At 41.9% G+C, this 25368-nt stretch carries 18 protein-coding genes; 1 reads left to right on the top strand and 17 read right to left on the bottom strand.

Annotation, left to right across the window (positions count from 1 at the left end):
- Positions 1-51: 51 nt before the first annotated feature.
- From F0342_RS20645 to F0342_RS20685, 9 genes are all read right to left on the bottom strand, one after another.
- Positions 52-4401, bottom strand: a complete 4350-nt coding sequence (locus tag F0342_RS20645) for a S8 family serine peptidase (RefSeq protein ID WP_149157723.1) — start codon at positions 4399-4401, stop codon at positions 52-54.
- Between the two features lie 513 nt (positions 4402-4914).
- Positions 4915-6234 (bottom strand): dihydrolipoamide acetyltransferase family protein, encoded by a 1320-nt coding sequence (locus F0342_RS20650; protein WP_149157724.1) that lies wholly within the window; start codon positions 6232-6234, stop codon positions 4915-4917.
- 45 nt (positions 6235-6279) lie between these two features.
- Positions 6280-7263, bottom strand: a complete 984-nt coding sequence (locus tag F0342_RS20655) for an alpha-ketoacid dehydrogenase subunit beta (protein ID WP_149157725.1) — start codon at positions 7261-7263, stop codon at positions 6280-6282.
- A 14-nt stretch (positions 7264-7277) separates the two neighbouring features.
- Positions 7278-8276 carry a thiamine pyrophosphate-dependent dehydrogenase E1 component subunit alpha gene (locus F0342_RS20660; RefSeq protein WP_149157726.1) on the bottom strand — a complete coding sequence of 333 codons (999 nt, stop codon included), beginning with the start codon at positions 8274-8276 and terminating at the stop codon, positions 7278-7280.
- 225 nt (positions 8277-8501) lie between these two features.
- The gene (gene lpdA / locus F0342_RS20665; protein ID WP_149157727.1) at positions 8502-9926 is read right to left on the bottom strand and encodes a dihydrolipoyl dehydrogenase; all 1425 of its coding nucleotides are present in this window, start codon (positions 9924-9926) and stop codon (positions 8502-8504) included.
- Positions 9927-9945: 19 nt separating this feature from the next.
- Positions 9946-11067, bottom strand: coding sequence for a butyrate kinase (buk, locus tag F0342_RS20670; protein ID WP_188048643.1), 1122 nt, complete (start codon positions 11065-11067; stop codon positions 9946-9948).
- Positions 11068-11202: 135 nt separating this feature from the next.
- Entirely contained in the window at positions 11203-12300 is a 1098-nt protein-coding gene (gene bcd / locus F0342_RS20675) for a branched-chain amino acid dehydrogenase (RefSeq protein WP_148969571.1), read from the bottom strand.
- A gap of 41 nt (positions 12301-12341) precedes the next feature.
- Positions 12342-13250 (bottom strand): phosphate butyryltransferase, encoded by a 909-nt coding sequence (gene yqiS / locus F0342_RS20680; RefSeq protein WP_149157729.1) that lies wholly within the window; start codon positions 13248-13250, stop codon positions 12342-12344.
- A gap of 136 nt (positions 13251-13386) precedes the next feature.
- On the bottom strand, positions 13387-15456 hold the full coding sequence (locus F0342_RS20685; protein ID WP_149157730.1) for a sigma-54 interaction domain-containing protein: 2070 nt from the start codon (positions 15454-15456) through the stop codon (positions 13387-13389).
- Positions 15457-15589: 133 nt separating this feature from the next.
- Between F0342_RS20685 and F0342_RS20690 the strand changes: the two genes are divergently transcribed.
- Positions 15590-15829 carry a DUF2627 domain-containing protein gene (locus tag F0342_RS20690; protein ID WP_149157731.1) on the top strand — a complete coding sequence of 80 codons (240 nt, stop codon included), beginning with the start codon at positions 15590-15592 and terminating at the stop codon, positions 15827-15829.
- 14 nt (positions 15830-15843) lie between these two features.
- Here the strand turns inward: F0342_RS20690 and F0342_RS20695 are convergent, their stop codons facing one another.
- The 8 genes from F0342_RS20695 to dxs all read right to left on the bottom strand — a co-directional run bounded on the left by F0342_RS20695 (position 15844) and on the right by dxs (position 25353).
- Entirely contained in the window at positions 15844-16578 is a 735-nt protein-coding gene (locus F0342_RS20695) for a glycerophosphodiester phosphodiesterase (protein ID WP_149157732.1), read from the bottom strand.
- Positions 16579-16759: 181 nt separating this feature from the next.
- The gene (locus F0342_RS20700; protein WP_149157765.1) at positions 16760-16945 is read right to left on the bottom strand and encodes a hypothetical protein; all 186 of its coding nucleotides are present in this window, start codon (positions 16943-16945) and stop codon (positions 16760-16762) included.
- 230 nt (positions 16946-17175) lie between these two features.
- Entirely contained in the window at positions 17176-17955 is a 780-nt protein-coding gene (spo0A, locus tag F0342_RS20705) for a sporulation transcription factor Spo0A (RefSeq protein ID WP_044340055.1), read from the bottom strand.
- A 369-nt stretch (positions 17956-18324) separates the two neighbouring features.
- A complete protein-coding gene (spoIVB, locus tag F0342_RS20710) occupies positions 18325-19614 on the bottom strand; it encodes a SpoIVB peptidase (RefSeq protein WP_149157733.1) in 1290 nt (429 codons plus the stop codon).
- A 126-nt stretch (positions 19615-19740) separates the two neighbouring features.
- Complete coding sequence (gene recN, locus F0342_RS20715; protein WP_149157734.1) at positions 19741-21450, bottom strand: DNA repair protein RecN; 1710 nt, start codon at positions 21448-21450, stop codon at positions 19741-19743.
- Positions 21451-21572: 122 nt separating this feature from the next.
- Complete coding sequence (gene ahrC / locus F0342_RS20720) at positions 21573-22022, bottom strand: transcriptional regulator AhrC/ArgR (RefSeq protein ID WP_044340153.1); 450 nt, start codon at positions 22020-22022, stop codon at positions 21573-21575.
- 602 nt (positions 22023-22624) lie between these two features.
- Positions 22625-23458, bottom strand: a complete 834-nt coding sequence (locus F0342_RS20725; RefSeq protein ID WP_149157735.1) for a TlyA family RNA methyltransferase — start codon at positions 23456-23458, stop codon at positions 22625-22627.
- Between the two features lie 2 nt (positions 23459-23460).
- On the bottom strand, positions 23461-25353 hold the full coding sequence (gene dxs / locus F0342_RS20730; RefSeq protein ID WP_149157736.1) for a 1-deoxy-D-xylulose-5-phosphate synthase: 1893 nt from the start codon (positions 25351-25353) through the stop codon (positions 23461-23463).
- Positions 25354-25368 lie beyond the last annotated feature (15 nt).

The following is a 25368-nucleotide window of genomic DNA, read 5'->3' on the forward strand; positions in this document are numbered from 1 at the left end:
TGCCAAAAAAGAAAGAAGAGTCGACGGGATCGACTCTTCTTCCCTTAAGCTTTATTTTTTTGTGTTGATATACAATTTTCCTTCTGCACGTTTCGTTGTGACATTTCCATAATCATCGGAAATCTTCACTTCAATAAGTGCCCCAGGTGCTTTTACATTTGAAGTGGCTGTATAATAACCTACGTAGTGACCTTCTGATGTTTCCATCATTGGGAGCTCATTTGCGTTTGTTACTTGGGATCGTGCATTTGTCAGTGGCATTTGGATGACAAATGTGGCATCTAAACCAGGCTCACTGTCAAATTCGATTTTTACCGATTCACCCTTCTTCAGCTCTTTATCTTCAGCAGGAAGAAGATTTTCAACAGCGATGTCACCAAATTTAGCAAAGACTGTTACTCTTTGTTTCTTTTTGTTACCAGCTTTATCTTTCGCTACTACCTGGATGACATTTTCTCCTTCATTCAGAAGCAGTCTATGACTGAACTGTCCATCACTTACAGAAGCTTTCTCGCCATTTACTTTTACCCATGCGAGGTTTTCATCGACAATCGTTCCTTCTACGGTGATGGCTTCACGATTTGTTTTCATGCCTTCTTTCGGAGAAGTGATGGCAAGCTCAGGCTTCACTTGATCAAGGTTAATGGATACAGGCTCAGATGGTCCCGTCATCCCTTGTTCGGTTGCTGCCTTTGCTGTAATCGAATTCTCCCCTTCGTGTAATGAAACATCCGCAGAGAATGTACCATCCTCCATTGTTTCTGCTGTTGCCACTTCATCGTCACCATTAAAGAGGTGAACCGTTGTGGTCGGGGCAGAAGTACCTTCAACGGTAACCGAATCCTTATTTGTAAATGATCCATCTTTTGGTGATGTGATGACTGGTGAAGTGACTTCATAGTTCACTGTTGCACGAATCATGTAGTTCCCTTCCTCTTCTGGTGCTTGAGACCATGCGCCTCCAACAAGTTGCCAGCTTTTTGCGGCATATTCGCCATCTTCATCTGTTCCAAGTCCAGGTGCATTTGGATTTGGAGCTGATTGAATGTAAACCATGTAGAAATCACCGTCTACCATGATGCCATGCTGGCTTAGATCTACATGTGTCCATTCCCCGTTACGTAAAGCCGTTCCATCAAACGGTCCGGCTACTTTCTTACCTGGCGCGCCATCAGGACCAGATGCATCGTAAACGGCAACTTGGAATTCTGTTCCACCTGGTACTGGCCATTCTGTATCCCAGAAGCGGAATAGCCCACCTGTAACCAATGCTGTTTCATTACCTTCTTCAAGAGACATTTTCACAGCCCAGCCATTACCTGCATCATAAAATGCACGGGCGTTTTCAGCTGTTCCATCATCGTAACCAATTTCACCAGGATACCCGATGAAAGGCTCTAATGAAACATCGGCGTTTGTGACTTCTCCACCTTCAACCGTTACAGTCGTTTCCTTACTATAGTAGTAAGGTGCAACTACTTTAATGGTGTATTCACCTTCATATGCCTCCAGTTCATACTCACCATTTTCATTCGTTTCTACCGGCTCCACAACGGCATCTTCAAGTAAGAAGACAGTGGCTCCCTCAACCGGTTCTCCAGAAATTTCATTTGTGACGGTTCCCTTAATATTTCCTTGGGGAATTTCTTCAAGTGTAAAATTGGCGTTAGATGTTTGATCTGCTTCAATCGTTACACTTTGTGTTTCTGATCTGAAACCATAGGTTGATGCTTGTAGCGTAAACTCACCGGCTGCATGATTGATTTCGTACGATCCATCGGCAGGGTTCGTGTATACCGAACGTCCTGATTCCAATATGCTTACTTCTGCTTGCAATGGAAGCAGCACTGGCCCGGGTACGTTTCCTTCTACCGGTGTTTCTTTACTAACATGTTTAGCCATTTTAATTTTATTCGGATTTACACTCGGTTTCTTTGAAACAGATGATGACTTCTCATCCTTCGATTTCAATCCAAGGTTCATCTTTTTAGCTGGAAGAATCGATTCTCCACTTAGTTTCACATCATCGACATACCAGCCCTGTTTCACAACACTTCCATCTGATGTAACATTGAAAGCGATGTAGATTCGCTGACCCGCATATTGACTTAGGTCCACTTCCCCGTCGATCCAGCCATCCGTATTCCCATTAACACGAAGGGCCTGCGTCCACTCTTCACCATCAGTGGATACAAACACATGACCATAATCATAGTTACTTTCAAGCTCATACCATTGCTTAAATTGCAAGAAACTATCCCCTTCAGGTAAATCGATCGGAGGCATTTGCAGCGACATGTTGGCGCTGTTGTCATAAGTACCATCCAGACTTGTTGCATATACCTTTTCTCCAGAAGTAGCTGCCCCTGGACCATTTACAGGTACACCCCACTCCCAGCTGTTTCCTGGACCATAAGAATTCCAGCCACTTGGAGAAGACTCAAAGTCCTGCTCATATCCAACGGTGACTCCTGGAAGAAGAGTGACGGAATACGTATCCGTTTCTACCTCATTTCCACCAAAGTCCACTGCCAACCATTTATAAGTAACACTCTCTCCTGTCAGTGCTTCTCCAGGAATGGTTGCCTCATAAGTTCCTGATGTATAGTCACCTGCAGATCGTGTTGCTTCAACAGATTCCCAAGCACCATCCTGATTTTGATAATGTAACGAAACATTCGTTACGCTCACATTATCACTTGCTTCCGCTTGTAGTGGCAAATTCATTCCTTCAAATGCTTCACCAGGGGCTTCATGATTGATTACTGGAGCTTCAGTATCATCCCCTTCTTTTGAAACTTGCCCTTCAACTTTTCCAATTCCGCTCATTACGGAAGAAACGGCATCGAATGCGTTAACCAATCCATGACCATATCCATTATTAGGCGTTTCAGGGAAGGTACCGTCAGTCAAAGGAACAGCCGTTGACATTAAGATTTCTTCCATTTCGTCAACCGTCAAACTTGCATCCACTTGTCTCAACAATGCTGCGACTGCAGAGACGTGAGGACCCGCCATTGATGTACCATTCCATCCACCTTCATAGTTACTTCCTGGTACTGAAGATCGAATATTCACTCCCGGTGCGGATATTTCAGGTTTAACTTCCTCGTATGGAGAAGGACCTTGTAGTGAGAAGCTTCCAAGGTTGTCATTAATATCTGTTGCGCCCGTTGCAAATGACTCAGGGTAATTTGCAGGTGTAGCAATTGAACCTGGGCCACCAGGATTAAATAATGTTGTATTACCAGCAGAGAACTCAGGGAATATTTCGGCCGCTCTCCAGGCGTTCACCATATCCCGGTACCACTCGTCAAGACCGGCACCGCCACCCCATGAGTTATTGACTACATCTGGAGCCATTTCCGGATGCGGGTTGCCCTCAGCATCCTTAGGAGCAAGAATCCATTCTCCCGCTTCTAATAAATCAACATCTGTTCCTCCATCAGCCGTGAATGCTTTTACAGCAATCCACTTTGCTCCCGGAGCCACGCCGATCTGATTGCTGCCATCAGGTTCGGAACCAACCATTGTTCCTGTTACATGCGTACCGTGTCCTTGATCATCATAAGGTGCACTTTGCCCAGCTGTTGCATCAAACCAGCTAAACTCATGATCAGGGGCATCAGGATTTTGAGGGTCATAACCTCTGTATTTTTCCTGTAAAGCAGGATGATTCCATTGAACGCCTGTATCAATCGACGCTACAACGGTTCCTGCTCCATCAATTCCCATATCCCAAACCGCCGGTGCACCAACTCTGTCGATATTCCATTCAATGGATGCCGGACTGTTTTTTACTTCTTTTTCTGCAACGCTAGCTGAACCTTCAGCTTTTGCCGGTTGAATGAGCTGACGTGTTTCATTCGGCAAGATTTTCTCAACATCCGCAAATGTTGAAATTTTATCCATTACCTCTTTTGTGGAAGTAACGGCCATTCCGTTTACAACATAGAAGTCTTTTATTTCTTTTACTGCACCGGACTTCTTCTGTTTCGTTAAGTATTCTTTCACTTCAGCTTGAGATTCAAATGCCGTGGCACGAAGCTCGGAAACGACCATATTTCGTTTCAGTAATTTTTTGCTGTTAGCAGTCAACTTCTGCTTTTTCGCTTTTTCAGTCGCCTTCTTAGCTACAGCCTTCGTATCAAGCTGCTCCTTAAATTTCACTAAGTATGTGACGTGCTTATCTTTCTTGAATTGATCATTTAGTTTCGATGTGATCTTTGATTGTGGACTTACCTTTGCGCTTTCGCTTGCTGAAGTGGATGGTTTTTCTTTAGCCAGAGCTGATTGTGAGGTATTCGCTGCCCCAGCATTGAATGGAAATAGTAATGGGACAAACATTACTAAGGTGAGTACGATGGATAACCATCTTGCCTTACGCTTTCTACCTGTCATCTAATTCCCTCCCAGTAATTTTAGATTCCGTCAGTAAACCCGACACCTCCCTGAATCACTACTTGGTAAAAAGTAGGTGTTAACCCAAAGATAACCAAGTGTTGATGTAAAATGTTGTAAGTTTATGTCGGATTAAATCTGAATATTCGGAAATTAATAGAAAAGTCACCCTCTCTCATATTTCATGCATGCATATAGTCACACAGATAATATAACTACAGGAATATTTTGGATTACAATGCACATCTCATAGGTTAAAAGGATGAAGTACCCCTACTATTTTAGATTAAGTAGGAAATAAATGAGAGAGAAGACATAGGAGGGAATTTGATCTTGAATGCACTCGGAAAACTACCTATACATAGTAAAAATTTCATTGTCAGGATATTCTTCCAGTTATAATTTTCCTTTATTTCCTGAATCCTTGGGCTTGCGATTTATTTTTTATAATCCTTTCTATCCATAAGCAAAAAAAAACAAGGACTAACCACCCAGGGTCAGTCCTTGTCACAATTAATATACAGATGTATTTTCTTTTGATGTATTTTCTAAGATTTCTTTCACCCGCTGCAGGAATCTTCCGCATACCAATCCGTCAAGTACACGGTGATCAAGTGACATACACAGATTCACCATGTCACGTACTGCGATCATTCCGTTGTTCATGACAACTGGACGCTTCACAATCGATTCCACTTGAAGAATCGCTGCTTGAGGATAATTAATGATCCCCATCGATTGTACTGAACCAAATGACCCGGTGTTGTTAACCGTAAATGTGCCTCCCTGCATATCTTGAGAAGTTAATTTACCGCTGCGGACTTTTCCGGCAAGTTCAGTAATTTCTCTTGCAATTCCTTTGATCGTCTTTTCGTCTGCATTCTTGATCACAGGCACATATAGTGCATCATCTGTGGCCACTGCAATCGAAAGATTGATGTCTTTCTTTTGAACAATCTTGTCCCCTGCCCACATAGAGTTGATTTGCGGATACTCTTTAAGGGCTTGCGCTACAGCCTTCACAAAGAATGCGAAGAATGTCAGATTAAAACCTTCACGCTGCTTGAATTCCGTTTTTAGTGAGTTTCTGTAATCAACTAGGTTTGTAACATCCACTTCCATCATCGTCCATGCGTGAGGAGCTTCATGCTTGCTGCGAACCATGTTGGATGCGATGGCTTTACGAATTCCCGAAACAGGGATTTCAATATCACCAGGTATAACAGGAACGTTCGCAGCAGGTGCGGATTGCTTGGCCGGTTGTTGAACTGCTTTCTCTTTCACTGGCGCTTGCTGAGGAGCCTGATCTTCAGCCTTAGGCGCCGGAGCCTCTCCTGCTTTAGGAATATTACCTGACTCAATGACCTTCTTTAGATCTTTACGAGTGATACGTCCGCCGTTTCCAGTGCCTTCCACTTGATTCAGATCAATATCATGCTCTTGAGATAGCTTTAATACTGCAGGAGAATATCTTGCTTTATTCCCACTATCTTTACTTGGAGCCTTCGTTTTAGTTGCTGTTTGAGGTGTTTCATCCACTTCTTCCTTAGGCTCTTCTTTCGGAGTTTGTTCAACAGGTGCAGAACCTTCACCTTCCACTTCAATCGAACAAATGATTTCTCCGACTTCAAGAGTGTCTCCTTCGTCAGCAATTAAATCTTTAATGGTACCCGTAAAGGATGATGGTACCTCTGCATTTACTTTATCCGTTTGTACTTCCGCAATCGGATCATATTTATTGACGGTATCACCAGGTGAAACCAACCATTTACTTATTGTGCCTTCTGTAACACTTTCCCCTAGCTGAGGCATTTTCATATTTTCAATACCCAATGAGGAACCCTCCTTACTGTTGAGTTTAATTGGTATTTATTCTGATTAAAATTCTGCAAGTTCACGCATTGCTTTTTCTACTTTGTCCGGGTTAATCATAAAGTATTTTTCCATTGTTGGTGCATACGGCATTGAAGGAACATCAGGACCAGCAAGGCGTTTGATTGGAGCATCGAGCTCGAATAAACAATTTTCAGCGATAATCGCAGAAACCTCACCCATGATGCTTCCTTCTTTATTGTCTTCTGTCACGAGCAGAACTTTACCTGTTTTAGAAGCTGCTTCAATGATCGCTTCTTTATCTAATGGATAGATTGTACGTAAATCGAGGATGTGCGCCTCAATTCCGTCTTGGGCAAGCTTTTCTGCTGCTTGAAGAGCAAAGTGAACACATAAGCCGTAGGTGATAACTGTGATGTCTTCCCCTTCACGCTTCACGTCTGCTTTTCCGATTGGAAGAGTATAATCATCCTCAGGTACTTCACCTTTAATTAGACGGTAAGCACGTTTGTGTTCGAAGAATAATACTGGATCTTCGTCACGGATCGCCGCTTTCAGCAAGCCTTTCACATCATAAGGAGTAGAAGGCATCACTATCTTCAATCCTGGCTGATTAGCGAAAACGGCCTCAACGGATTGAGAGTGATAAAGTGCTCCGTGGACTCCACCGCCGTATGGAGCACGAATAACCATCGGACAGCTCCAATCATTATTCGAGCGATAACGAATACGTGATGCTTCAGAAATGATTTGGTTCACAGCAGGCATGATAAAATCAGCGAACTGCATTTCTGCAATCGGTCTCATACCATACATGGCAGCTCCGATTCCAACTCCGGCAATAGCTGATTCTGCAAGTGGTGTATCGATGACACGGTCTTCTCCAAATTGATCATATAATCCGTGAGTCGCTTTGAATACTCCACCTTTTTTCCCTACGTCTTCTCCAAGAACGAATACTTTCTCATCACGTTCCATTTCTTCTCTAATGGCCATTGTTACGGCATCAATATATGAAATTACTGGCATGATTGAATTCCCCCTTACTTCTCTTCTGCATAAACATACTTCATCGCTGATTCTGCTTCAGCATATGGAGCGTTTTCTGCATAATCCGTTGCTTCGTTCACGAGCTTCATAATGCGATCATTGATTTCTTTCTCAATGTCATCGTTCATAACGCCTGTCTCTTTCAGGTAAGCACCAAACGTGATGATTGGATCGTTTGTTTTCGCTTTTGCCACTTCGTCCGGAGAGCGATAGCTTCGATCGTCATCATCAGAAGAGTGAGGAGTTAAACGATAAGAAACTGTTTCAACAAGGGTTGGACCTTCCCCACGACGGCCACGATCCGCTGCTTCTTTGACCGCTTTATATACTTCGATTGGGTCATTTCCGTCAACCGTGATTCCAGGCATTCCATATCCAATGGCACGATCGGACACTTTCTCACAAGCTAATTGTTTTTCAATCGGAACCGAAATCGCATATTTATTGTTTTCACACATAAAAATTACAGGAAGTTTATGTACACCTGCAAAGTTTGCGCCTTCGTGGAAATCTCCTTGGTTGGAAGACCCTTCACCGAACGTCACAAACGTCACAACATCCTTCTTCTCCATTTTGCCTGCAAGAGCGATACCAACAGCATGTGGCACTTGAGTGGTTACAGGAGATGAACCCGTTACGATATTATTTTTCTTTTGACCAAAGTGACCAGGCATTTGACGTCCACCTGAGTTTGGATCTTCTGCTTTTGCAAAACCTGATAGCATTAATTCCTGGGCTGTCATCCCGAATGTTAATACAACACCCATGTCACGATAGTACGGAAGTACATAATCTTTTTCACGGTCTAAAGCAAATGCAGCACCAACTTGAGCTGCTTCTTGACCTTGACATGAAATAACAAATGGAATTTTACCCGAACGGTTCAGTAACCACATGCGCTCATCGATTTTTCTGGCAAGCAGCATGGTTTCATACATTTCTAATACTTTCTCATTGGAAAGTCCTAACTCTTCATGACGATTCTTTGCCATTTTATTTACCTCCTACACAATCTAATGGTTGGAAAGGTAGAGATAATCTCTACCTTATAATATTTTTTTGTTGAATACATCCAAAAAGCCACCTACGCTATTCTATTTGTCCAGCTGCGCCTCCTTGTCCCTCGAGGTCACAATGGATAAATCCCATAAGGCAAAGTACGCCTTTTGGGATTTCCCCATTGTGCTTGTCGGGCCAGAACAGTCGGCTTCGCTCTTCTATGAATGAATCGCTTTTCCATCTACTGCAAGTGCGGCTTCTCCGATCGCTTCTGACAGGGATGGATGAGGGTGGATTGTGTGTGCGATTTCCCATGGGGTTGCGTCCAATACTTTAGCAAGTCCCGCTTCTGAAATCATGTCCGTTACATGCGGACCAATCATGTGCACGCCCAGAATATCATCGGTATCTTTGTCTGCAATGATCTTGACGAACCCATCGGATTCACCATAAACAAGTGCTTTCCCGATTGCTCTGAAACTGAATTTTCCGGTCTTCAGGTTATATCCCTTTTCTTTCGCTTCCTGCTCCGTGATCCCTACGCTTGCAATTTCAGGATTACTGTAGATGCATTTTGAAATTAGGGAATAGTCAATCGGATGAGGTTTCTCATTCGCCATATGTTCCACTGCTGTGATTCCTTCGTGAGAAGCAACATGAGCTAATTGAAGTCCACCGATGACATCCCCGATCGCGTAAATATGAGATTCCTTTGTTTGGAAGAAGTCATTCACTTCAATAAAGCCTTTTTCCACTTTAATATCTGTGTTCTCTAAGCCTATGCCTTCAACGTTGGCTTGTCTACCTACAGATACAAGGATCTTATCTGCTGTAAAGGCTTTTTCTTCTCCTTTATGCTCAGCTTTAATGGTAACCTCTCCGTCCCCTTTTTCTAAAGACTCAGGAAGTACCTTTGCACTCGTCACGACTTTGACGCCTTTTTTCTTCATTAAGCGCTGCATTTCTTTAGAAATCTCATGGTCTTCGGTTGGTACGATTTTATCAGAGTATTCCACCACGGTTACCTCTACATCAAAGTCAGACAGCATGGAAGCCCACTCAATACCGATGACCCCTCCTCCAACGATGATGATCGATTTTGGAAGAGCTTCAAGTGAAAGCGCTTCATCTGAGGATAATACGTATTCTCCATCAATATCAAGTCCCGGTAATGAACGAGGTCTGGAACCTGTTGCAACGATCACATTTTTAGGGATCAACATAGCATTATCTTCCCCATTGTTCATTTCAACAGAAATCGTCCCAGGCATCGGAGAGAAAATAGAAGGTCCTAAGATACGTCCAAGTCCTTCAAAGACATCAATCTTGCCTTGTTTCATCAAGTGTTGAACTCCTTTGTGAAGCTGTTCAACGATCCCGTCTTTTCTAGATTGAACTTTTGTGAAATCTAATTCTACTCCATTGATTTTCACACCAAAGTCTTCACTGTGTTTAGCTGTAGCATATACTTCAGCACTGCGAAGAAGAGCTTTACTAGGTATACATCCTTTGTGTAAGCATGTCCCCCCAAGTTTTCCCTTTTCAACGATTGCTGTTTTTAATCCAAGTTGAGAAGCACGAATGGCGGCTACATAGCCACCTGTGCCTCCCCCTAGAATGACTAAATCATATTCTTCTGCCAATCTTGAGTCCTCCTTGCTCTTATACTCTTGCTTCTTCTTTTACATTTCCAGGGTACACCTTATAGTCTTCTTCACTTCGTAAGACCCTTAATGCCCCTTCCGCAAGAGCTTGCAGTTCATTTTCTCCTGGTTGAATCACGACATCTGCTATCCAATTGATTCGATTGCTTATCGCTTTTACAAACTCTTTACCGTAAGCAAGACCACCAGTTAACACAATGGCGTCTACTTTACCATAAAGGACGGCACTTGCAGATCCGATCTCTTTCGCAATTTGATACGCCATCGCATCGTACACGGCTTTGGCATTTTCATCGCCATTTTCGATCATCTTCTCTACTTTTACCGCATCGTTTGTTCCAAGATAACCGACTAAGCCACCTTGACCAACGAGTTTCTTCATGATTTCATCACGGTAATAATCACCTGAGAAGCATAGGTCAACTAAATCACCCGCTGGTACAGTACCTGCTCTTTCAGGACTGAATGGGCCATCGCCATGCAAACCATTATTTACATCCACCACTTTCCCATTGCGGTGGGCACCTACGGTAATACCACCACCCATATGAGTGATGATCAGGTTTAGGTCCTCATATTTCTTTCCGAGTTCCTTTGCGACTCTTCTTGCTACCGCTTTCTGATTTAAAGCATGGAAAATACTCTTTCTTTCAATGAGTGAAAATCCTGAAACCCGGGCAAGCGATTGTAGCTCGTCCACTACAACAGGGTCGACAATATAAGATGGAATGTTTAATCCGGAGGCAATTTCAAACGCTAAAATCCCACCAAGGTTTGAAGCATGCTGACCTGAGAAACCTTCTTTAAGGTCCTTCAGCATATCATCATTCACTAAGTAAGTACCGCCTTCAATAGGTCTAAGAAGGCCCCCACGGCCACAAACAGCACTTAGTTTTGAAATGTTGATCCCTTCTTCATCTAACGTTTGAAGAATGGTATCCTTTCTGAATTCATACTGATCGATAATAGTTGGAAATTCATTAATCTTTTCTGTATCATGACGAATCGTCTTTTCAAAGATAGATCGATCATCATCGAAAACACCAATTTTGGTTGATGTCGATCCAGGGTTAATGACTAATATTCGATGTTTGTTTTCTTGCACTGTTGTTACCTCCATTTGGGCAGCTATATTGTATTGTTTGCACGTAGAATTTTCCCCCTATGATAGATAACCCCTTAATCTGTTTGATGTTCGTATTAACAGGGAAGAAACGCTCTACTCTTGTTAGAAGTAAAGCGTTTTTTCTTCTAATTATCCACGTCTGCTTAAAATATGTTGACCGTTTTGTAAGAACTGGCTTCTTGAACGGCGCATTTTCTCGATTCTTTCTTCCGCCATACGATCAGCAGCTACGTAAGTTGGAACATTATCACGTTTAGCGATTTCTATAACACGCTCAACGTTATTGTATACTTGCTCGACTTTTTTCATCGCTCTTTCACTATTGTAACCGTATAATTCATCCGCTACGTTGATGACTCCACCTGCATTGATGACATAGTCAGGTGCATAAACGATACCCATTTCATGAATCGCGTCACCATGACGAGTTTCTTTTAATTGGTTATTCGCAGCCCCTGCAATGACTTTTGCTTTTAGCTGAGGAATGGTTTCGTCGTTGATGATCGCTCCTAGAGCACATGGTGCAAAGATGTCACAGTCAACTCCATAAATTTCGTTGATATCAACAGCTTTTGCTCCGAATTCATCTACAGCACGTTGAACAGCTTCTTTATTGATATCTGTAACGATCAGATTCGCTCCTTCTTCGTGAAGGTGGCGGCACATATTGTACGCAACATTACCAATTCCTTGAACGGCGATTGTTTTCCCTTCCAGTGAATCTGTTCCAAAGGCTTCTTTCGCTGCAGCTTTTATTCCACGGTATACTCCATAAGCCGTAACAGGAGATGGGTTACCAGAAGAACCGAATGCTGGAGAAATACCTGTGACATAATCTGTTTCTTCATGAATCAAGTCCATATCAGCAACTGTAGTACCAACATCTTCTGCAGTAATATAACGACCGTTTAATCCTTGGATGTAGCGACCAAACGCACGGAACATTTCTTCATTCTTATCTTTGCGAGGGTCACCGATGATAACCGTTTTCCCCCCACCTAGGTTAAGTCCGGCAGCTGCATTCTTGTACGTCATACCCTTTGCAAGACGCAGAGCATCTTCAATCGCTGCTTCTTCAGATTCGTATGTCCACATACGAGTTCCTCCAAGTGCAGGTCCAAGAGTCGTATCATGAATCGCGATAATCGCTTTCAACCCTGATGCTTCATCTTGACAGAATACCAATTGCTCATAATCATATTGTTCCATATAGCTGAAAATTTTCATTTTTATTTCCCCCTAAAGTTTAATTATGTTTGATGTATTTATTAATTATTTGAAGCAGAGCATATTGCCAGTGCCAATGAAAATAATTTACTTTCTGCACTGTCTGCTCTGGATGTTAATACGATTGGTGCTTTTGCTCCCGCAATCACAGCCCCAACTTTCGCTTTCGCAAAATAGATCAAGGACTTGTAAAGAGCATTACCCGTTTCGATATTCGGAACGAGCAGGATATCTGCTTGTCCTGCGACTTCACTTTCAATCCCTTTATGTTCAGCAGCATGATGAGAAACTGCATTATCAAGGGCTAATGGTCCATCGACGGCACAATTACGAATCTGACCTCTTTGATTCATCATCGTAAGAGAAGCGGCATCCACTGTTGCCTGCATGGCCGGATTCACTACTTCAACCGCGGCTATAGGGGCAACTTTCGGATGGTTAACACCGATTGATTGGGCAATCTCAACGGCATTTTCAATAATTTGCGCTTTTTGCTGCAAATCAGGTGCAATGTTCATAGCTGCATCCGTAATAAATGTCAACCTATCAAACCCAGCCACCTCAAAAGCTGCAACATGTGATAATACATTTCCTGTACGAAGTCCCCACTCTTTATTTAGCACTGCCTTTAAAATGACAGCAGTAGGAACATTCCCTTTCATTAAAGCACTTGCTTCATTTTCCTTTACAGCCTTCACAGCAAGTTCCGCTGCTTTCTGTGGAGAAAAAGCATGCTTGATTTTAATGTTGCCGTGTGATCGAAGCTGTGGCGCAACCTCTTCTAAAAGAGAGAGAATTTCTTCTTTATCACCAAACAATAAAAATTTGGCCATATTTTTTTCAACTGCCATTGCGATAGCCCCAAGGACTTCTTTATCTTCTGCAGCTGCAACCGCTACAGTGGAATTTTCTATCTGGGTTGCTTTTTCCACCAAAGATTGTAGATTCATGTATGTCGTTTCAACCCCTTTTTTCTGTTATTATGTTCCCATTAAACTATATGCAAGAACCGTGCCAACTTTTAAAGTGTTGAAAACGCTTCATTTCCATATATTAAACCATGAAATTTCTTTCATACCACGCAAATTATTTCATGCTAGTTATTTCAATGTTATATTTTTCAATTTTGTAATACAAATTTCGCACTGAAACACTCAATTCTTTGGCTGCTGCCGTTTTGTTACCATTATTCTGCTCTAAAACCTTCTGGATTATATTTTTTTCATATTGTTCTACTTGAGAGGCCAAATCTTTGATTGTTCCTGAGGCATCAGCAGCAACCTCTTTGACATGGCTCTTAGATGTATTCTCCAGTTGAGGTAAATGCTTGCTATCTATCTTTACTTCGTTGTAGTTCATAAAGATAATTGCTCTTCCCAATACATTCTCGAGCTCTCTAACATTCCCCGGCCAATGGTAATTCATTAACTTGTGCATCGCTTCCTCTGTAACACCTTCAACATTTCTACCGTAGTCCTGGTTGATCTTGGTAATCAAGGTTTCAGAAATGAGCGGAATATCTGATTTACGATGTCGCAGAGGAGGTATTTGAATGGGCATTCGGTTGAGCCGGTAGTAAAGATCTTCTCTGAAAGAACCGTCGGCAATTCCTTTTTCCAAATTCACATTCGTTGCCGCTATGACCCGGACATTAATCTGGATTGATTTTGTTCCCCCAACCCGAACAATTTCGTTCTCCTGCAGGACCCTCAGTAATTTGGCTTGAGTGTTGGCGCTCAACTCTCCAATTTCATCCAGGAATATACTGCCATTATTGGCTTCTTCAAATAATCCTCGTTTTCCTCCTCGCTTTGCTCCAGAAAATGCACCTTCTTCATATCCGAATAATTCACTTTCCAATAGATTCTCCGATAATGCAGCACAATTGACCCGCAGGAATTTGTTGAACTTTCGATCACTCGCATTATGTATCGCGTGTGCAAACAATTCTTTTCCTGTACCGGATTCACCTCGTAGAAGAACAGTCGCAGGCGTTTTCGCCCCTAATTTAGCTTGTTCAACGGCAATCATCATTTCCTCTGAGTCCCCTATGATGTCTTCAAACATATACTTCGCTTCAAGGGTCCGAATGATTCTTCTCGCACGATCTAACTCCTGGGTGAGTGACTGAATCTCAGACATATCATGGATGACACCGACACTCCCCTTGAGCTTATTATTCACTATGATAGGAGCTACGTTAACGATCACTTCTTTACGTTTCGGACCAACCCGCATTCTTGTTCCCCTGATGGCTCTTCTTGTTTGCAGGACTTTCAAGTGAATACTCTCTCCTTCGGAAATATCTGCAGTTGCCGGTTTTCCGATTACTTCTTCTTGGGTGAGTCCTGTGATTCGTGTGTAGGCTGGGTTTATTAATATCCCTTTCCCCTCTTCGTCTACTACAGAAATTGCATCATCGCTGGAATGAATGATAGCCTCAAGCATGGTCTGGATCTCTTTGAGATTCGTTATTTCCTCTGCAAGATTCACGACCTCTGTGATGTCTTTAAACACAGAAAAAGCCCCGATGATCTCATCATTGTCGGTAATCATTGGAATACGATTGGAAATGATCTTCAGTCCATTGTCTAATACCACTTCTTGATTAATTTCAGTACGCCGTGTTTCCATCGTTGTCGTTAATTTACTCTCAGGAATTACATCAGAAATATGCATCCCGATAACGTCTTCCTCATTCTTTCCAATCATTCGCTCAGCACTTTTATTATAGAGCATCACATTTCCATGTTCATCGATCCCTACCATACCATCATCAGTCGAATTAAAAATAAGATCTCTTTTAAACGACTCACTTGTTAATTGATAGATGAGATCTTCCTTTTCTTCCAGTAGCTTTGAAATAAGAAAGGCAACACTGCCTGGAATAATGACTGTACTCTTCCCCCGTTTATCCCTTATATCTTCAAACACTTTTTGTTCACCGGTCACTTCAATGACGATATCAACAGAATCATTCAGGAATTGTCGCCAATCAGTACCAACTGGTATCCCAAGCTCTTTAGCCAACAAAATACCTGAAGCGTTTTCATTTAGGTCTACAACTGCAATCACTTTCATGACGGAAGCTTCGTGGAGGATTTTTAAAATCGCTGTTCCACCTTTACCCCCACCGACAATTAGAACCTCTTGCAACATTTTTCACCCCGACTATCAATACCTGCAATTTTTTTCACAAACATAATGTTACACTACTTTTCTAAACTTGACAATTTTCTAGTTGGAGTTAGAATTTTAGTATGGAAACGAAAAAGGAGTTATGCACCTCATGGTCCGACTAATAGCCCTTATTATAATGTTGATTCCTGGCGCACTTGCAGCACTGGGGATTAAATTGATGAGAGATATGTTATTTGGTATTCTGCAGTCACCCATTCCTTATTTATGGCTGCAATTCGTTATCGGGTTGGCATTCTTTATCTGTGGTCTCGGTTTTATTGCGGGATTTGTTCTGCACCGTGATCGAAAGCGGAATAAAGTACAGTCCCGATTCACGAAAAAAAGCTAGCGTAATTTTCTACGCTAGCTTTTTTTATGATTTCTTAACTTCAATGCCCGATCAGGAAAGTCCGTCACAATCGCTGAACAGTCAATTCTCAGAAGTCTCTCCATCTGATCTATCTTATTTACCGTATAGGGTCTGACAGCTATCCCGTTTTTCATGGCTTCCACAATGATCTCATCTGGGGCAGCCTTTAAATTGGGATGTATCGCTTTCGCCCTGATGGACCTAGCATAAATCCAGGGCATATATAGACCCGATGAGTACAACGGAGCAATCTCAACTGCAGGCTCCAATCGGTAGCAGGCCACGATCGAATAATGATTAAATGAAGAAATGATGATTCGATCCTCAAACCCAAACTCCCTTATCAACCCAATCACTTTTTCTTCAAGGCCCTGATAGTCCATAATGCTGTTTTTCAATTCTATATTACAAAGCATATCATTGCCCTTTAACCACTGAAATACTTCTCTCAATGAAGGCACACGATTTTTTTTAAACAGCTTACTTTTAAATTTAAAATTCGCCTGCAGCTTTTGTATTTCCTTAAACATATAGTCTTTGACAAACCCTTTTCCATTGGTTGTGCGATCAACCGTTTCATCATGAATCACGACGATTTCTCCATCTTTTGTTAGCTGAACATCTAATTCAATACCGTCCGCCCCTACTCTTTCTGCTTCATAAAATGCGTCCATCGTATTTTCCGGGTGAGTCCCGGCTGAGCCACGGTGAGCAAAGATTAGCGTCATGAGTGCACTCCTTTTCTTAAGTTAATCTAATCCTGTATGTACATTTTTTAGCGGTCCTTATGAATGATTATCTCTACTCATATTATATACTTATTTTAAACCTGCTCAAAGGATGAAACCTTTTAAAAAAAATCCTGAGAAGCTCAGGATTTTTTTATTTCAATGGTAAGGCTGACAACTATTAAAACCAGCAGCATCTTCTTCTGCGGCGACGGTCTTCAATACCTCTTACATCGTCTCTATCACAACGGCGTACAGCTCTACAGAAATCTTCTCCTCTAATAAAGGCTCTTACAGGGACTCTAAAGTCGTCTCTGTCTCTGTCAAATGCACCAAATACATCATCTCTATCACGGAAGCATCCCATTCTCTCACCTCCCTTTAGTTGTTTTTGCATTACATTATATCTTATGTATGACTGGACAAGCCGTTAGGGCGCATCCCTACTTTTGAAAAAAGAGGCGATTGTTACTGAGAAAAAGGAAAAATTTCCGGTTGATGATCTTTAAACCAAAAAACCCCACGAATCCACCTGGGCTCATAGGGTTTTAAATCGTACTATTCAATTATGAAATGATTGTACTAGTCCTTACCCTTTCATGAAGCCATATGCTCCAAACGAAGCTTGTCAGCCACCATGGCAATGAATTCTGAGTTAGTTGGCTTCGCCTTGGACATACTCACTGTGTATCCGAATAAAGAAGAAATGGAATCGATATTCCCTCTGCTCCATGCCACTTCAATTGCGTGACGAATGGCCCGTTCTACTCGTGATGCTGTAGTGTTGTATTTTTTTGCAATATCAGGGTAAAGTACCTTTGTAATTGAACCAAGTAATTCGATATCGTTATAAACCATAGAAATCGCTTCTCTTAAATATAAGTAACCTTTAATATGTGCCGGAACGCCAATTTCGTGGATGATGCTTGTAATACTTGCATCTAAATTTCTTGGTTTCTGCTCTGTATGCATTCTGGACGAGGAAGGTTTTTTGATGATTGGGTTTGATTTACCGCTTACTTGCCTAATGTGACTCACTAGATTTTCCATATCAAATGGCTTTAGGATAAAGTAAGAAGCTCCAAGGTCGACGGCTTTCTTCGTAACATCTTCTTGACCGAAAGCTGTCAGCATAATGACATTAGGAATGCTCTTCTTTTCACGAAGTCGTTCGAGCACAGCGAGCCCGTCCAAATGAGGCATAATAATATCCAATACCAGGACATCAGGATCCACTTCTTCTAACAAATCTAAACAATCTTGGCCATTATGAGCAATTCCTACCACTTCCATATCATTTTGTGAAGCAATATAGTCCTCCAATAATGACGTAAGTTCACGATTATCATCCACAACACATACTTTAATCGATTTCACTACAGGTTTCCTCCTCAATCCTAATTAATTCATCTCTGTAATTTTATTCTAAATTACTTTTTCGACAATGCAACCTAAATTCCTTTTATTTTTGAAAAAAACTTGAAAAATATTATATTTTCTTTGATTTCCTAAAGATTTCTTTATATTTCGACCCCATTCGATATTCACTCATCGGTTTGTCGAATAATCTTTATATTAACAAGTTTAACGTGCTCTTGGCAAACCTTCCTTATTTTCTAATGTCCTTCTTCTTGTATCATATCTTACAAATGCTTGTAATGGTTAATTTCACAAAACCCATTCATAGGATAAAAAAGAACCCTTATAAGCACCCACGATCGGGACTTTAGTAAGGGTTTTCCACTTTTAGCTTGCTCGGTCATGATTTTTCTTGTAAATATCGATTCCCGCTTCACTCAACATCCATTCAATATGAACGCCATAGCCACTTGTAGGATCATTTACAAACACATGTGTGACAGCTCCAATGACTTTGCCGTTTTGAATAATGGGACTTCCACTCATACCTTGGACGATTCCACCGGTTTTATCCAATAGCTTGGGATCTGTTACTTTCAAAACCATTCCTTTTGTTGCAGGATATTTCTGTGGAATGGTGCTGACAATTTCAATATCGTACATTTCTACATCTTTTCCATCCACCACAGTCAATATCTGGGCTGGTCCTTCTTTCACTTGGTGGGAAAGAGCGATAGGCATTGGTTTATCCATTAGATCGTTATCTATGGATTGATTTAATTCACCAAAAATCCCGAATGGACTGTTCCTGGTAATGTTTCCAATTACATTGCGATCAGAAGAAAAACGGGCTAATTTCTCACCTGGTTTTCCGTCCGCCCCTTTTTGAATGGACGTTACTTCTGAATGAACAATTTCACCGTTTTCAACGACAATCGGTTTTTTTGTATCCATATCAGAAATGACATGGCCAAGCGCGCCATACTTCTTGGACTTCGGATCAAAGAACGTCATTGTGCCGATTCCAGCTGCAGAATCACGAATATACAACCCTAATTTATAGTTATTTTCCCCTTTTTCTTTTAACGGGAGCAATTGAGTTTTAACGGTCTTCTGTTCACGCTTGATCACAACGTCTAAAGATCGGGATTCTTCTCCTGCCTTTTGAACAAAAGGTGCAACATCCGCAAGTTCTTCAATTTTGGTTCCGTTTATTTCTGTAATCATATCCCCTACCTGAATTCCGGCTTTTTCGCCGGGAGACATCTTACCTGCATCTGTTTCAACCAGATGATGACCTACGACTAACACCCCGACAGTATTTAATTTCACCCCGATGGATTGACCACCCGGGATCACCTTGAAATCTTTCAGTACTTCTACATTGACTTTTTTTATGGGTAATCCAGCTAACTCAAATACCACTTCATCCTTGCCTACAGAACTTCCTTGGATTGAGAGCTGACCTTCCTCTTCTTTCAATTGAACATGTTGATTATCAGACGAACCCATCGTCGTAATAGATGCAGCCTTAGGGAGAGCAACTTGATCCCCTTCCATTACCCTTACAGAGTTCGGAGTATTGATAAACTGTTGAACAGGTTTGTAGAAACCAATAAGACAAAGCGAAACAAGGAGAATTCCACCTATACATTTTCTTAACCAATCTAAACTCAATTTATTCACTCTCCTCGCTTCTAATCCACACACACTAACTATTGGCTACAGTTTTAATTTTGCCTTTAAAAGCCACATTTATAACTGGTAATCATGAAAAAAAAGCTACCCGAATTGGATAGCTTTTCATGTTTCTTTAATGGAACCTGCTAACTGCAACAATTCCTTTGCATGTTCCAATGTTAAATCTGTAATTTCAACTCCTGAAATCATTCTGGAGATTTCTTTGATCTTTTCCTTCTCTTGAAGACGTTTAACCATTGTGCTCGTTCTGCCACCAGAAAGTTTTTTCGAAATAAACAAGTGACAATCCGCCATCGCAGCTACTTGTGGTAAGTGAGATATACACATCACCTGGGAATGAATGGCGACCTGATAAATTTTTTCAGCGATGGCTTGTGCCACTCTACCACTCACTCCCGTATCCACCTCATCAAAAATGATGGAGGTAATTCCCTGGTGCTTGGAAAAGATCGTCTTCATGGCTAACATAATGCGGGAGAGTTCTCCACCTGAAGCCACTTTGGACATCGGCTTTAAAGGCTCCCCTGGATTGGTGGATATGTAAAACTCCACTGTATCCCAACCATCCTTTTTAAAATGATGGAAGGAAAACGATTCATTTTCCCCACTTTTTACAAAACGAACTTCAAACTTCGTTTTATCCATGTAAAGTTGCTTTAACTGCTCATGAATACTTGCGGTTAATTTTTTCGCCCACTGCTTTCTCGTTTGCGACAGATTTCTCGCCTCTAATGATAAGTCTTTCTCAAGTGATTGTAATTTACTTTGTAAATGTTCTACATGGGAATCTTTGTTCATGATGGTTTCAATTTCTTCTTCAATCTTTGAACTATAAGCGAGAATTTCTTCTACAGAGGATCCATACTTTCTCTTTAAACCGTTAATCTCGTTCAGTCTCGTCTCGATAAGATCCAAACGATTCGGTTCAAATTCCAGTTGATCTAACTCCCCTCTTACTTGTTGAGCAGCATCTTCAAGCATATAAAAAGCATTCGAAACAGATTCCAGGGTCTTATCATATTGAGAATCCACCTCTGCAGCTGTCTCAAGATGACTCATGGCAAGGCCTGTCCAGTCCAGCCCTCTTCTCTCACCTTGAATGCTGTCATAAGAAGTCTGCAGCGCTTCAAAAAGCTTTTCAAAGTTCATAAGCTTCCGCTTCTCTTCCATAAGCTCATCATCTTCGTTTAATTGCAGATCCGCATCATGAATTTCTTTCAGCTGAAACTGAATAAGATCTAATCGATGCGCCATCTCCTGCTCGTTCTCATTAAGCCTGTTTAGTTGCTTATAAATGGAAAGGTACTCTTTGTATACTTCTCCGTAACTCGAGAGACCTGAAGTAATCTCTTTTCCGCCGAATTGATCCAATAAGGAAAGATGCAGGCTTTCATTCATCAGCTCTTGATGCTCATGCTGTCCATGAATATCAATAAGTGAAGCCCCGATTTCCCTCATGATCGCAATCGTCACGAGCTTACCATTGATCCTGCAAACACTTTTCCCTGTACTCGAGATATCCCTTCGAAGGATGATCATGCCTTCTTCGATCTCTATCCCAAAACTCGCAGCTTTTTCCATGCAAGGATGCGTTTCATTATCAAGAATAAATAACCCTTCAATTTCAGCCTTTTTCTCCCCATGCCGAACGTATTCCGAGGATCCTCTTCCACCAACCAATAAGTGAATGGCATCAATGATAATCGACTTCCCAGCTCCAGTCTCCCCTGATAGAACGGTCAGACCTTCTTCAAAAGAAAGAGAGAGGGATTCAATTATGGCGAAATTTTTGATTGATAGTTCTTGTAGCAAAACATTCACCTCAAATAAAAAGGAACTTTTCCCTCAAACAATTTAAAAGAAAAGCTTCCTATTGGATTTTGTATGAAGGGCTGCTAATACCCAGCCCATTAAATTTGAATTGATCCTACAATTTATAGCATATCTAAAAAACGTTCTGATACAATCTTTGTCTCTTCTTCAGTGCGGCAGATGATCAAACATGTGTCATCTCCACAAATGGTTCCCAGAATCTCTTCCCAGTCCAAGTTATCAATTAAAGCACCGATAGCATTAGCATTACCAGGTAGAGTCTTCATGACCAGCATATGCCCGGCCTGGTCCACCTTGACAAACGCATCCGTCAGGGTACGCTTAAGTTTTTGCAGAGGATTAAAGCGCTGATCAGCAGGCAGACTATATTTGTATCTGCCATCCATCAACGGCACTTTAACTAAATGCAATTCTTTAATATCCCTCGACACGGTAGCCTGGGTCACATTAAAGCCGGCATTCTTAAGACTTTCCACGAGCTCATCCTGTGTTTCCACATCTCTATTCGTAATGATTTCTCTGATTTTTATATGTCTTTGCCCTTTGTTCATCATAGAACATACACCTCTTACATTTGATTAAAACCTGTATAAATATACCTCTACGCTTATGTTAGCCTATTTTGTATGGAAGTACAATAAAAAAGAAAAGCGGAGGCGGCTTGGGGTAGGTCCGACAAGCATAAGGCGAATCCTCACAAAAGGCGTTCTTTGCCTTTTTTGTGGATTTGACTTATGACCTCGAGGACATAGCCGCTGGAGCTGGACAAAAAGAAAAGCGAAGGCGGCTTGGGTAGGTCCGACAAGCATAAGGCGAATCCTCACAAAAGGCGTTCTTTGCCTTTTTTGTGGATTTGACTTATGACCTCGAGGACCTAGCCGCCGGAGCTGGACAATAAGAAAAGCGGAGGCGGCTTGGGTAGGTCCGACAAGCATATGGAAACCCTTAGAAGCTTCGAATAGTGAAGTTCAGAATTTATTATCGACTTTAAGTGATATATTATCGACTTTTTGATTTTATTATCGACTTTGCATGATATTTTATCGACTTTGCCCACTATATTATCGACTTTCCTTCTAGCCCATTGTCAACATTCATTTAAAGCCCTTCCCATATGAAAAAAGCCACCCTTCAAAAAAGAGCAGCCCATCCCTTATTGCGAATTCGCTTTTAACTGATTATGTGCTTCCTCTATAACTTCATCCGGCGTATTGCTTAAGAAAGACTCCCCTCTACCTGCATCCCCGGACCATTTCAGATGGATCAGGAATTCGATATTTCCATCTCCTCCTGTAATAGGGGAATAGGACAAACCGGCGATATCATAGCCTTCTTTAGTAGCCAGCGTCATAATCTTCTCGATCACCATTTTGTGCACGGACGGATCCCTTACAATTCCTTTTTTCCCAACTTGATTCTTACCTGCTTCGAACTGTGGCTTAATTAAAGCGATACAGTCCCCACCCGGCACCAATAGGGTTTTAAGGACAGGTAAAATGAGTGAAAGGGAAATAAAGGACACATCAATGGATGCGAAACTCGGCATTTCACCTTGTAAATCGGCCGGCGTTACGTAGCGGAAGTTGGTTCTTTCCATCACGACGACCCTCTCATCCTGTCTAAGCTTCCAGGCAAGCTGATTATACCCTACATCAAGTGCATAGGACATCTTTGCACCGTTTTGCAGAGCACAATCGGTAAATCCTCCAGTAGACGCTCCGATATCAATCATCACTTTATCGTTGACGTCTACATCAAAGACTTGTAAAGCTTTTTCCAGCTTTAAGCCTCCCCGGCTGACATATGGGATCACTTTTCCTTTCATCGTCAGTGGGATGTCTTCACTCACTTTTTCCCCAGGCTTATCCAATCTCACTTCATTTGAGTAAACAAGTCCTGCCATGACAGCTCGTTTTGCTTTTTCTCTTGTATCGATTAATCCTCGTTCTACCAGGAGTACATCTACGCGTTGTTTTTTTACTTTCATCATTAAGCCCTTTTTTGTTTTTTTGGTGTTATGGTTAAAATACGGTCTACGACATTTTCTTTAGTCATGCCGATTTCGTTCAGCAATTCCTTCACGCTTCCATGCTCGATGAAGTAATCGGGAATTCCTATGCGGTCAATCACAGCGTTATGGTACCCCTGTTCTTGTGCGAACTCAAGAACACCGCTTCCGAATCCTCCCTGGAGAACCGCCTCTTCTATCGTTAAAATAGGCATTTCTTCTCCAAGGATACTCTTTAAAATCGCTTCGTCCATTGGTTTAATGAATCTCGCATTCACGACCCTAACGGAAAGCCCTTGTTTCTCAAGCTCCTCCGCCGCTTCCATCGCCATTGGGATCGTGGTACCAAACGTCAGGATAGCAGCATCTTTACCCTGCTTTAACACATCCCATTTTCCGATTGGAATGTTTTTCAGCTCTGAATCCATTGGCACTCCATATCCGTTTCCACGAGGATAACGTAACGCAATTGGACCATCATTATGCTGTAGAGCCGTATTGACAAGGTGTTGACCTTCATTTTCGTCCTTCGGCATCATGATCACCATATTCGGTAAATGCCTTAAAAAGGCAATATCGAATACACCTTGATGCGTTTCACCATCGGCACCGACTAATCCGGCACGGTCAATCCCGATGAAGACATTTAAGTTTTGTCGGCAAATATCGTGAACCACTTGATCGTACGCTCTTTGCAGGAATGTCGAATAAATGGCCAGGAATGGCTTCATATTCTGGGTGGCAAGACCCGCTGCAACAGTAGTGGCATGCTGCTCGGCAATCCCTACATCAAACATTCGATCGGGGAATTCTTCAGCGAATCCAAGCAGGTTGGACCCTACCGGCATGGCTGGAGTGATCGCGACAATTCGTTCATCCTCACGGGCAATCCTTCTGACTGTCTCACTTACAAGCCCACTCCAGGATGGTGGTGCATTTATAGGTTTAATTAGGTCTCCTGTGTCAATCTTGTATGGGCCTGTACCATGCCATGTGCCCTGCTTGTCTGATTCCGCAGGATGAAACCCTTTTCCTTTTTTCGTTATGACGTGTAAGAGGACAGGACCTTTTGTTTTCTTCGCATACTGGATGTTTTCAGATAAATCATTATAATCGTGGCCATCGATTGGCCCAAGATAAGTAAATCCTAATTCTTCAAAGAACATACCTGAAACGAATAGGTACTTTAAACTGTCTTTTACCCGCTCAGCCGTACTTGCTAATTTTCCGCCGACAGCAGGGATTCGTTTAAGAATGTATTCCATTTCATCCTTCACCCAGTTGTACTTCCCAGCAGTGCGCAACCGGCCAAGAACACTGTGAAGGGCTCCAACATTTGGGGCAATGGACATTTCATTATCATTTAAAACGACGATCATATCTTTCTTTTCATGACCGATGTGGTTAAGTGCCTCGAGTGCCATACCGCCCGTTAAAGCACCATCTCCGATCACAGGGATGATGTATGAATCTTCTTTTTTGACATCCCTTGCGATTGCCATACCCATGGCTGCGGATAGTGAAGTAGAGCTATGTCCCGTTTCCCATACATCATGCTCGCTTTCATTACGTTTAGGGAAACCACATAACCCTTTGTATTGTCGCAACGTATCAAACTGACAAGCACGGCCAGTCAAGATCTTATGTACATACGACTGATGACCAACATCCCAAAGGATTTTATCTTTTGGACTTGAGAAATGCTTATGAAGGGCAACTGTTAATTCGACCACCCCTAAGTTAGGACCAATATGACCGCCAGTCTTAGATAAATTCTTTATTAAGAAATGGCGAATCTCTTGACTGAGCTCTTCTAATTGTTCATTCGACATATTTTTAAGAAACGAAGGCTCCTTTATTGATAATAAATCCATGGGGTCCACTCACTT

The sequence above is a fragment of the Bacillus sp. CH30_1T genome (genome assembly GCF_008364765.1).
In the GTDB taxonomy this organism is placed as follows: Bacteria; Bacillota; Bacilli; order Bacillales; family Bacillaceae_B; genus Rossellomorea.

Coding starts and splice junctions, on each gene's coding strand:
- F0342_RS20655 (WP_149157725.1), bottom strand. CDS start 7,263: ATGCCAGTAATTTCATATATTGATGCCGTAACAATGGCCATTAGAGAA.
- dxs (WP_149157736.1), bottom strand. CDS start 25,353: ATGGATTTATTATCAATAAAGGAGCCTTCGTTTCTTAAAAATATGTCG.
- yqiS (WP_149157729.1), bottom strand. CDS start 13,250: ATGAATCTACAATCTTTGGTGGAAAAAGCAACCCAGATAGAAAATTCC.
- buk (WP_188048643.1), bottom strand. CDS start 11,067: ATGGAGGTAACAACAGTGCAAGAAAACAAACATCGAATATTAGTCATT.
- bcd (WP_148969571.1), bottom strand. CDS start 12,300: ATGAAAATTTTCAGCTATATGGAACAATATGATTATGAGCAATTGGTA.
- F0342_RS20695 (WP_149157732.1), bottom strand. CDS start 16,578: ATGACGCTAATCTTTGCTCACCGTGGCTCAGCCGGGACTCACCCGGAA.
- F0342_RS20700 (WP_149157765.1), bottom strand. CDS start 16,945: ATGGGATGCTTCCGTGATAGAGATGATGTATTTGGTGCATTTGACAGA.
- F0342_RS20690 (WP_149157731.1), top strand. CDS start 15,590: ATGGTCCGACTAATAGCCCTTATTATAATGTTGATTCCTGGCGCACTT.
- F0342_RS20725 (WP_149157735.1), bottom strand. CDS start 23,458: ATGAAAGTAAAAAAACAACGCGTAGATGTACTCCTGGTAGAACGAGGA.
- F0342_RS20645 (WP_149157723.1), bottom strand. CDS start 4,401: ATGACAGGTAGAAAGCGTAAGGCAAGATGGTTATCCATCGTACTCACC.
- F0342_RS20660 (WP_149157726.1), bottom strand. CDS start 8,276: ATGGCAAAGAATCGTCATGAAGAGTTAGGACTTTCCAATGAGAAAGTA.
- ahrC (WP_044340153.1), bottom strand. CDS start 22,022: ATGAACAAAGGGCAAAGACATATAAAAATCAGAGAAATCATTACGAAT.